The sequence below is a fragment of the Anaerotignum sp. genome (assembly GCF_045122575.1).
Lineage (GTDB): Bacteria > Bacillota > Clostridia > Lachnospirales > Anaerotignaceae > Anaerotignum_A.
The window spans coordinates 1-10,418 of record NZ_JBGVHV010000183.1 but is presented as its reverse complement, the minus strand read 5'-3'; the positions used below and the strand labels follow the sequence as shown (position 1 = coordinate 10,418).

General features: G+C 44.8%; 8 protein-coding genes. 3 read left to right on the top strand and 5 right to left on the bottom strand.

What is annotated here, in order from left to right:
- A partial coding sequence (locus tag ACJMLT_RS09130; protein WP_405729789.1) for an ATP-binding protein occupies positions 1-1,249 on the top strand: 1,249 nt, incomplete at its 5' end.
- Between the two features lie 122 nt (positions 1,250-1,371).
- Here ACJMLT_RS09130 and ACJMLT_RS09125 read toward each other — a convergent pair.
- Positions 1,372-3,384, bottom strand: a complete 2,013-nt coding sequence (locus ACJMLT_RS09125; RefSeq protein ID WP_405729792.1) for a beta-galactosidase — start codon at positions 3,382-3,384, stop codon at positions 1,372-1,374.
- 127 nt (positions 3,385-3,511) lie between these two features.
- On the opposite strand from ACJMLT_RS09125, the gene ACJMLT_RS09120 reads away from it, so the two are divergent.
- Both ACJMLT_RS09120 and ACJMLT_RS09115 read left to right on the top strand, forming a co-directional pair.
- On the top strand, positions 3,512-4,324 hold the full coding sequence (locus ACJMLT_RS09120; RefSeq protein WP_405729787.1) for an AraC family transcriptional regulator: 813 nt from the start codon (positions 3,512-3,514) through the stop codon (positions 4,322-4,324).
- Positions 4,325-4,834: 510 nt separating this feature from the next.
- Positions 4,835-6,319, top strand: coding sequence for a carbon starvation CstA family protein (locus tag ACJMLT_RS09115; RefSeq protein WP_405729784.1), 1,485 nt, complete (start codon positions 4,835-4,837; stop codon positions 6,317-6,319).
- 83 nt (positions 6,320-6,402) lie between these two features.
- Here the strand turns inward: ACJMLT_RS09115 and ACJMLT_RS09110 are convergent, their stop codons facing one another.
- The 4 genes from ACJMLT_RS09110 to ACJMLT_RS09095 form a co-directional block, all read right to left on the bottom strand.
- On the bottom strand, positions 6,403-7,656 hold the full coding sequence (locus ACJMLT_RS09110; RefSeq protein ID WP_405729781.1) for a coproporphyrinogen-III oxidase family protein: 1,254 nt from the start codon (positions 7,654-7,656) through the stop codon (positions 6,403-6,405).
- An 8-nt stretch (positions 7,657-7,664) separates the two neighbouring features.
- Positions 7,665-8,567, bottom strand: coding sequence for a radical SAM protein (locus tag ACJMLT_RS09105; protein ID WP_405729778.1), 903 nt, complete (start codon positions 8,565-8,567; stop codon positions 7,665-7,667).
- A gap of 165 nt (positions 8,568-8,732) precedes the next feature.
- The gene (gene fliB, locus ACJMLT_RS09100; protein ID WP_405729775.1) at positions 8,733-9,683 is read right to left on the bottom strand and encodes a flagellin lysine-N-methylase; all 951 of its coding nucleotides are present in this window, start codon (positions 9,681-9,683) and stop codon (positions 8,733-8,735) included.
- 59 nt (positions 9,684-9,742) lie between these two features.
- Positions 9,743-10,306, bottom strand: coding sequence for a tRNA (mnm(5)s(2)U34)-methyltransferase (locus ACJMLT_RS09095; protein WP_405729772.1), 564 nt, complete (start codon positions 10,304-10,306; stop codon positions 9,743-9,745).
- Between the last annotated feature and the right edge of the window lie 112 nt (positions 10,307-10,418).

Here is a 10,418-nt window from a genome sequence, read left to right as displayed (position 1 = left end):
AGTCATCGATCTGGCAGAAGACAGAGACCTGTTCCGCGCGATGATGGATAAACTGGAGATCCCCATGCCCGAATCCGGCATGGCCGTTACCGTGGAAGACGCTCTTTCCATTGCGGAAAAGATCGGCTATCCTGTTATGGTTCGTCCTTCTTACGTTCTGGGCGGCCGCGGTATGGAAGTGGTTTATGACCCCGAAAATCTGACCAAATATATGAATGCTGCCGTCGGTGTAACCCCCGACAGACCCATCCTCATCGACCGTTTCCTGAATCATGCAATGGAATGCGAAGCCGATGCCATCAGTGACGGCACCCACGCTTTTGTTCCCGCAGTCATGGAACACATCGAACTGGCCGGGGTACATTCCGGTGACTCCGCATGTATCATCCCTTCCAGACATATTTCCGAAGAAAATGTAAAAACGATCAAGGAATATACCAGAAAGATCGCGGAAGAAATGGGCGTTAAAGGCCTGATGAACATGCAGTACGCCATCGAAAAGGATAAAGTTTACGTTCTGGAAGCAAATCCCAGAGCATCCCGTACCGTACCACTGGTTTCCAAGGTATGTAACATCCGCATGGTGCCTCTGGCCATCGATATCGTTACTTCCGAACTGACCGGCAGAACTTCTCCTGTTCCCTCTCTGAAGGAACGCAAGATCCCTTATTATGGGGTAAAAGAAGCTGTATTCCCTTTCAATATGTTCCAGGAAGTTGACCCCATTCTGGGGCCTGAAATGCGCTCCACCGGCGAAGTGCTTGGTCTTTCTCAGTTCTACGGAGAAGCCTTCTTCAAGGCACAGGAAGCAACCCAGACAAAACTGCCTATGGGCGGTTCCGTTCTGATCTCCGTCTGCGATAAAGACAAGGCAGAGCTGGCAGAAATCGCAAAAGGCTTTGACGAAGCCGGTTTTAAGATCTATGCAACAAAAGGGACACAGAAAGCATTGGCTGATGCCCATATCGTTTCTGAATTCGTCTATAAGATCAGCGAAGGCGGCAGACCAAATACTTCCGACCTGATCGCCAACGGTAAGATCGACCTGATTATTAACACCCCCATCGGGGCTGACGGAACAGCCGACGACAGCTATCTGCGCAAAGCGGCGATCCGCAAGAAAATCCCTTATATCACCACAATGGCGGCTGCAAAAGCTACTGCCAGCGGGATTGAATCCATGAACAAACCCGGCTGCGGCGTTGTTCGTTCTCTGCAGGAACTGCATGGAACGATCCAGGAAATCTGATCCTCCAAAGCCTACGAAAAAAAGCAGGGCCATCCTTTACAGGATGGCCTTTATTCATTCTGATCATTTTCCTTTTATGAGCCGAAAAAACGCTCTCTTTGCACCAAATAGATTCCCGAAAATCAGTTGGGCATGGAGAAGATCATTACATCATATTTTTTCATCATCTTACCGGATACTGCAACTTCACCTGTAAGAAGGTCTGTGCAGCCTACGAAGCAGGAAGGTACTTCGATTTCTTTATCCTTGAAGTTTACAACGAAATAATATGTGCAGTCATCTGCTTTTCTGCATGTTACTTCCAGTTCTGTTTCTTCCTGAATTACGGAAGAAACGCCTGCCTGTGCAACAGCCATATCCAAAACCTTTGCGATGCCGTTACCATTCATGTTTGTGCCAACATAATATGTGTAGCCTTTGCCAAACTGATTTTTAGTAACCGCAGGAGTACCCGCATAGAAATCTGTTGCATAAGTTGCCAGACATTCTGCACCTTCCAGATGCATCACATCACACAGCAGGTTGCAGGAAACTTCTGTACCATCAGCAAATGTTACAGTGTTCATCTGTTCAGGTGCCAGAGCATCGATTTCTTCTACCCATACCCCTGCCATTTCTCTCAGAGGACCAGGGTAGCCGCCCAGATAAACATTATCAGACTGATCTACCAAACCACTCATGAAGGTTGTAATCAGAACGCCGCCATTTTCAACGAATTTTTCCAGTGCTTCTTTCATGCCTTCTTTTACCATATAAAGAACGGGTGCAACCACAACTTTATATTTGCTGAAATCAGCATCGAAAGGAATCATATTTACACTAATATTTTTATCATAGAAGAATTTGTAGTACTGGTGGATCTGTTCTACATAAGTCAGATCCTGTGTGGGACCGCTGGTGTATTCCAGAGCCCAGTAGTTATCCCAGTCAAATACAATACCAACCTCTGCTTTATTTACAGAACCCAGTGTGAAAGCGCTCAGACGTTCCAGTTCTTCGCCCAACTGTTTCACTTCTCTGAATACTCTTGTATCAGTTGTACCTACATGACCGATCACAGCGCCGTGGAATTTTTCACAGCCCCCAACGCTGCGTCTCAGCTGGAAGAACTGAATGGTATCCGCACCATGCGCAACTGTCTGCAGGCTCTGTGCGCGCATCTGACCGGGTTTTTTCAGGGAGTTATAAGGCTGCCAGTTCTGCTGGCTGGGTGTCTGTTCCATCAGCATGAAAGGAGAATCCTTCAGACCGCGCATCAGGTCATGTGTCATCGCAGTCAGGCTCCAGGGTGTGTTATAGGCAGGGTAGTTATCCCAGGAAACGATATCCATTTCTTTCGCCCATTTGAAGTAATCCAGCAGTTTATATGTACCCATCAGGTTTGTTGTGATGGGAGTTTCTTTGTCATACTGACGGATCACATCTCTTTCCATTTTGTAGTTGTTCAGCATGCTTTCAGACATAAATCTGCGGTAGTCAACGGAAAGACCTGCAAAAGCTGTATCTTTGCCATTTTCCATACCATCACCCAGTACGTTGGGCAGTACGATTTCATCCCAATCGTAAACAGTATGACCCCAGAATTCCAGATTCCATGCTTTATTTACTGCTTCGATTGTGCCATATTTATTTTTCAGCCATACGCGGAATGCTTTTTCACAGTTTTCACAGTAGCATTCGCCGCCGTATTCATTGCTGATGTGCCAGCATTTTACATGTTCATTGTCGCCATAGCGTTTTGCCAGCTGTTCTGCCAGTGCTTTCGCATATTTCTGGAAAACAGGGGAATTGGGACATGCATTGTGACGCTGACCGAATTTATGATGACGGCCTTCATAGTCCGTTCTTGCTACTTCAGGATATTTTTTGTAAAGCCAAGCGGGCATAGCACCTGTGGAGGTTGCCAGCACAATATCATAGTTTTCTTTGCTCAGCATTTCTACGATTTCATCCAGTTCATCAAAATAATATTCTTCTTCAGAAGGCTGGATCTTTGCCCAGGAGAAAACATTGATGGTTGCACTGTTGATACGGGCATCTTTAAAATATTCCATATCTTTTTCCCAAATTTCCTTGGGCCACTGATTGGGGTTGTAATCCCCGCCGTACAGGATTCTGCTAAATGTACTTTTCATCATTTGTCACCTCATATTTTTTTGAATATTGCAAAATTTCTTTGTTGCTGAGATTATACACCCACTAGACAAAAAGAAGTATCACATGTTAGACTAAATAATATAATATTTCGAAACAGGTGATGCTATGCCAATCTATTTTAAAAACACAGTTGCGAAGGAACCTTTTACCTTTGACAGTGTTGGAAATATGTGGGATCAGGAACTTGTGATCCGTTCTTCCGGCTATTCTGGTTACCATTATCTGCAAACAGAAACCGGATGCGGCCAAATTGAAATTCTTGGAAAAAACTATGTCCTCAATGAAGGGGAAGGTGTGCTCATTGCCCCCTTTGTCAGCCACTCCTACAAAAAAATATCAGAAAAGTGGACAACCTGCTTTATCACCTTTGCCGGAAGCATGGAAAATAACATCGACAGTATTCTGGAAAACAGAAAAATCATATTCATCAAACAGGAACAAGGCACAAGGATCGCAGAGATCATTTCAGACATTATTATAAAGTATAAAAATTCTCCGGCAGCCACAAAAGCCCTTTCCGTAGAGTGTTATCGTCTCCTGATGGAGTTCGTAGAAGGGATCTATACCGATGACTTCGCCGAAAATCCCCTCTATGTAAAGTATGTCGCTCCTGTGATAAAAGAGATCCAGACGGCCTATGCCTCCCACCTGACCGTTCAGGAACTGAGCAGCAAGGTCTATGTGACACCACAGTATCTTTCCCGTCTGTTCCGCCGCTTTATCGGCTGCTCTGTTTATGAATATCTGACGAACTACAGAATATCCAAAGCCAAGGAACTACTGCAGACCAAAACACGCATGGAGATCCAGACCATTTCCGAGCTGGTAGGCTTTGAAGAACCCAGCCATTTTATTGCAATGTTTAAAAAACAAACAGGGATCACTCCTTTTCAGTTCCGAAAAACCTCTTCCATTTGATTCCCATCCCCTTGTATCCTCTGTATACAAGGGGATTTTTCATATACTAACTGATATATGTAAACAATGTGCACAAAAAAGTACACTCCGAAAATCTCCAAAAAATGGTTTCTGTCTGGTTCTTCCCCCTTTTTTGTATCAGGTATTTTATGGATAACATAATCTTGTTTTATGTTTTCTTTCAAATCCATAGATTTTTCAACCATTTATCCCCGAAAACAATTAAAATCCATTCGTTTTTCACATGCATTGTACTAAAAACCACTGTTCAGACAAAAGATTTCCCCTGCATTACAAAATTCCCAAAAAAAAATGAGAAAAGAAAAAATTTTTCATACAACATTTAATCCAATTACTGAAATATCCAAAAAAACGCCAAAAAGACATTTATCCTCTTGAAACGAACATTTTTTCTGATAAAATGAACGTCGGAATGATTCCAAATCACATTTATACAAAAGAACACCTCTCTTCTACCCAGAGAGAGCGTGGATAAGGAGGTATTATATTATGACAACATTTTTAATTGGGTTAGCAATTTTATTGGTTGGCGGCTTCCTGTACGGCAAATTTGTCGAAGGTATTTTCAAACCAGACGACAGACAGACTCCTGCTGTAAAATATGAAGACGGCGTAGACTATGTTCCCATGAGCAAATTTAAAAATGCTCTGATCAATCTGCTGAATATCGCAGGTACAGGCCCTATCTTCGGCCCCATTCAGGGTATCCTGTTTGGCCCCATCGCATTTCTGACAATTCCTATCGGCTGTGTAATCAGCGGTGCAACACACGACTACCTCAGCGGTATGATGTCCCTGAGACAGGATGGTGTACAGATGCCCGGTATTATGAAAAAATTCCTTGGCAATAAAGTATATCATCTGTATAACATCTTCCTCTGCTTCCTGATGCTGCTGGTTGGTGCAGTATTTACTTATACACCCGGTGACCTGTTTGCAGGTCAGATCGTTGGTCTGCAGGGCGTAAGCATCTGGACATGGGTGATTTACGCAGTGATCCTGGGCTACTACCTGATCGCTACACTGTTCCCTATCGATAAGATCATCGGCCGTATCTACCCTATCTTCGGTGCGATCCTGCTGATCTCTGCAATCGGCGTTTTCGGCGGTATTTTCGTAAAAGGCTATGAACTGACAAATCTGGATCTGTCCGGCGGTTTCAAAGGCCTGTTCAACATGTATCCCATGTGGGAAGCTGCAGGTAACACAGGTGCAGGCACACCCTTTATCCCTGTATTCTTCGTAACAGTTGCCTGCGGTATCACATCCGGCTTCCACTCCACACAGTGTACACTGATCGGCAGAAGCGTTCGTTCCGAAAAAGAAGGTAAATTCACTTTCTACTGGATGATGATTCTGGAAGGTCTGATCGCTATGATCTGGGCTGCAGCAGCAATGGGTATTTATAATGCAGGCTCCGTCAGCGGTGCAACAGCTGTTGTTGGTGAAGTTGCAAAAGACATTCTGGGCCCTGTTGGCGGTATCATCGCAATTCTGGGTGTTATCGTACTGCCCGTTACTTCCGGCGATACAGCACTGCGTTCCTGCCGTCTGATGATTGCAGATTACATGCATATCGATCAGAAATCCAAAAAGAACCGTGTTATGGTAACACTGGCAATGTTCATCCCCGTAATCTTCATTCTGATTTATGCAAAAACAAACGCAGAAGGATTCAACATCCTGTGGAGATACTTTGCATGGGCAAACCAGACAATCGCGGTATTCGCTTTTGCTGCAATCAGCATCTACCTGAGTGCGAAAAAAGGTGCGCCTAAATTTGCATATCTGATCACTCTGCTGCCCGGTACATTCTACCTGTTCATTATTTCTTCCTTCCTGCTGAGCCAGAAGATCGGCTTTGGTCTGCCTCTGCACACTTCCTACGTGATCGCAGGCGTATTCGCAGCTGTTTACTTCTTCGGTATCATTACTGCAGGCAAGAAATATGCAGCAAAACATGAAGAAGAATAAACCAAACCAAACATACCTATAAAAACACCAAAAGAAAAACAGTCATCTATGATGGCTGTTTTTCTCTTTTCAGAATATCTGCTTCATAATTCTATTTTTTTCGGAAAAGCTTCTTTCCGCATGATCCCCCACATTTTATCAATATAGGATAACGTGTAGAAATTTTCATAATAATGATAATAAAAGGCTCCTTTTTTCGTCATGGTATAAACACCCTTTTCCTCCGTAAGAAATCCCAGACATTTTGCTAGGAAAATCTCCAATCCGTACATCTTTTTCAATGGAACCCCAAAGAACTTCTCGAAATCCTTCTCATCCACCCGCGTGCTGTAAGCCGTCCAGAAGAGATAATATACCATCCGCTGGCGCAGAGAAAACCGCAGGGTCAGGGAAGTTGGTAATTTTCCATCCTTTATCCTTCTGCAGTATTCCTCCACGGAAAACGTATTGATCTTGAACTGTTCCTGCAGCAACGTCGTGGCAGAGCAGCCAAACCCAAGAAAGTTATCCCGCGTCATAGAGGAATATCTTGCTGTTTTTGTTTTGGAAAACGTCCAGATGGAATCTCTGTGACACCCGATCTCTTCACAATATTTCGTGATATCATCCATCAGTTTCCGCTTTTCTTTTTTCCCCATAACCGGTACATCGCTGGAGGTAAACGAAAAATCGATAAAAGGATAAATCGCAATATGATTGGCGCCGTTGGCAAAGGCCAATGCAATATCTGTCTTCAGATCCTCCGCGGTCTGTCCCGGCAGCGCAAAGATAAAATCCATGGAGACCGTTTCAAAGGAGACCTGGGATAGAGCAGCCGCCATAGCAGAAATATCCACCATTTCTCTGCCAAGGATCCACTGATATTTCTCCTGAAAAGACTGGATACCGATGCTGATTTTGGTTACACCTGCGTCTTTCAGTTTCTGCAGGGTCGGTACGGTCACATTTCGAGGATGCAGTTCCAGACCAATCCCCTCCGTGATATGAAAATAGTTCTCGATGGTTTCTATGATCTCCTGCAGGCGGTCTGCTGCCAGCGCAGGGGTACCTCCGCCAAAATACAGGCTGGTCACCTGTTTTTTCTCCCCATACTGCGCCCCTACCATACGAATTTCCTGCAGCAGGGCATCCATATAACGGTCGCACAGTTCCTTTTCATAGACCACCTTGCAGTAAGGGCAGAAATCGCAGATCTTTCCGCAGAAGGGAATATGGACATACAGGCCAAGCCCCTGACAATCGCTATAAGACAGGCGGGCATCGTATGTATTTGTAAAGGTAAAGGGCTTCCCGGAACGAGTCAGCCACATTCTGGTCAGATCAGTAATGATTCCCATAAGCCACCTCAGATATATTTCAGATATGTTTTCAGCATTTCCAGCAGGATCTTCGGATTGCCGCGGAACAGAAGCGTATACTCGGCTACGAAAAAGTAACCGCATTGCTCACATAATCCCGGCACATCGATGCACCTGCCGCAGGTACTGATTTTTCCATTTTCTATGACAACACACTGATGACAGGGGGTCGGAAATTTATTTTCGATCAGATAGGGAAATGCACTTTTCAGATTGAAAATCGGCGCCCCCGCTTTCATCATTCGCAGGATCGTATCACAGCAGTCCCTCTTTTCCTCTTTCGATAAAGCCAGTTCCTTGGTATCGGGATATGGCGTATGAAAATTGAAGGAAACCGCCCGCACATGTTCGGTATCTCTGGCCGTTTTGCAGACATGTGCCACGGCATCTTTGTTGATCTGGTTGATGGCCATATAAAAGCAGATATTATCCGCCGTAGCATGGCTGATATTTTCCATAATGGTGTCATAGGTATCCCCACGGATCATATTATGCCGTTCCCTGTCACCGTCCAGACTGAGGAGAATCAGATCCGCTTCCGGCAGGTCGATGGGAAATGTACCGTTGGTGACCACATTGACAATAAGGAAGCCCATCTGTTTCGCCTCTAAGACTAAATCCCGCAGTGTCTTTTCGCCATCCTGCCAGAGGAAGGTTTCCCCGCCGCAGAAAAAGAGGATACGGATCCCCATATCATAAAGAGTCTGCATTTCTTTCCTGATCTGCGCATAAGGATGGATTACCGCCATAATATTGTTCACAGAACAATGTTTACATTTTAGATTGCATTTATCTGTAATGATGACCGTTCCGAGGATCGGTTCTTTTTTTCTGAACAGGATCGTTTTGATCCCGAATTTAGCAAAAAATACAAAGGATGACAGTTTCATAAATTCACCTGATTTCTGTGCGTTTTTCCTGCAGCCATAAAAACAAACGTATATAAATAGTGTAAACTTACACTTTTTATTTGTCAATCATCCCGCCCTTTTCTTAAGATTTTTTTATGATTTTGCAAAAGAAAAAAGCCACCCGAAAGTGACTTTTCCTACTGTTTATTCTTCAAACAAAGCATCCAGCAATGCTTCTACATTTTCATCAGAATATTCGATCTCCGCAGAATACTGACGGGAAATTTCCACCAGATCATCCAGATCAACACTGCCATGCAAAACGGCATGAACGCGACAAAGATCACGGATGATGCGATAACTCAGCACGCAAAAGGCTGCTCTGGCTTCATATTCCCCATCATCCAGCGCAAAAGGCAGCTGGCGATACAGGAAATAAACCAGAAGCTGTTCAAAAGCAATTTCCCATTCGGGTGTATCCAGAACAGGGGCTTTGGAAAGATCCGTTTGTTTTAATTCCTCCAGACGATCCGTCCAGTCTGATTCCAGACGTTCCAGTTCCAGATAAATATCCGCCCATTCTGCCAGACTTCTGTTGGGAATCGTCATTTCCGCTGCCTGCAGAAGGACATCTGCGCGTTTTTCTATGCTCCGGCTTCTGTCCTGCACGATCTGCATCAGCTGTTCTCTCCAGACCAGCAGTGATTCATCGGGAGCCTCCAGTTCCTCTACTCCTCCGTCGTCTTCCAGAACCACCAATGTCGTTTTTTCCTGCTGTTTCAGGATCAGTTTCCCCGCAGCTTCGCAGCAAATGCCAAGGCCAATCTCGGTACGGTCGGAATAAAAATTGCGGTAACGGGGATGGTCTGTACAGATCTGACACAGGCAGTCCTCACCCAGACCAATGATCAGATCGCAAAGACCACTTTTGTTCAAAAAGGGGCATCGTTCCCCTTTCCCCAGAATAAAATGGGCAGTTTCTCCGCTTTCATCAATGCCCTTTTTCAGGCGTTCCCCCAAAGGGCCTGTAACGCTATGGTAATATGCCAATGTATCGGGGTCCACATCAATGACCCAGCCAATACAGCAGCTATGTTTGCATCGATCGGCGATACATTTGAATTTCGTATAATAGTTCGGTGCGATGAGCTTCATCGTGACACCTCCTTTCGGAATATCAAAATTTTAACACAGAAGGACACAAAAAACTATCTTTATATCTCTTTATAGATATATACGGGGATCGGCGGATCTCCGGTGCGATTGTGAAAGGTATTGACAATCACCGTATATTTTCGGTTATCGATAGTCGCCAGATATTCCAGCAGCGCATCCCTTTCCTCGTAGCCACTCTCGCCGCCATAATAAATGCACAGGGACATGATGCCGCCCGGTTTTAACAGGCGCAGACCTGCCTCTATGGCAGGAATACTGGTGTCTGGGCGGGTAAAAATCTTATGACTTCCCCCTGGCAGCCAGCCAAAATTGAACATGATGCAGTCTACCGTTTCGGGCGATACATATTGCTCCATATTGGAATGACTGTCCAAAATCACCTCCGCGATCTGTTCATATCCCCTCTCTTCGATCAAAGATCGCGTCTGGCCAACCGCATCCGGCTGGATATCAAAAGCAAACACCTTACCGCTTTCTTTCACCAGATCACACAGAAATGCGGTATCTCTGCCTTTTCCTGCCGTTGCATCAATGCAGAAATCCCCTGGCTTTACATGCTCCGAAACAAATTTATGTGCAAGAAAAAGGGTGTTCAATCCCATTTTCGTTCCTCCTTCGCTAATCGCCTTTCAGGCCATGGCATGACAGAAAAGAGGCAATGTATCCACATTACCTCTCTTTTATATCTTTTTCCAGAAAATCTAAAATTTTACG

Excerpts from the sequence above, each read along its gene's own strand:
- ACJMLT_RS09125 (WP_405729792.1), bottom strand. The coding sequence starts at position 3,384 with ATGAAAAGTACATTTAGCAGAATCCTGTACGGCGGGGATTACAACCCC.
- ACJMLT_RS09120 (WP_405729787.1), top strand. The coding sequence starts at position 3,512 with ATGCCAATCTATTTTAAAAACACAGTTGCGAAGGAACCTTTTACCTTT.
- ACJMLT_RS09115 (WP_405729784.1), top strand. The coding sequence starts at position 4,835 with ATGACAACATTTTTAATTGGGTTAGCAATTTTATTGGTTGGCGGCTTC.
- ACJMLT_RS09110 (WP_405729781.1), bottom strand. The coding sequence starts at position 7,656 with ATGGGAATCATTACTGATCTGACCAGAATGTGGCTGACTCGTTCCGGG.
- ACJMLT_RS09105 (WP_405729778.1), bottom strand. The coding sequence starts at position 8,567 with ATGAAACTGTCATCCTTTGTATTTTTTGCTAAATTCGGGATCAAAACG.
- fliB (WP_405729775.1), bottom strand. The coding sequence starts at position 9,683 with ATGAAGCTCATCGCACCGAACTATTATACGAAATTCAAATGTATCGCC.
- ACJMLT_RS09095 (WP_405729772.1), bottom strand. The coding sequence starts at position 10,306 with ATGGGATTGAACACCCTTTTTCTTGCACATAAATTTGTTTCGGAGCAT.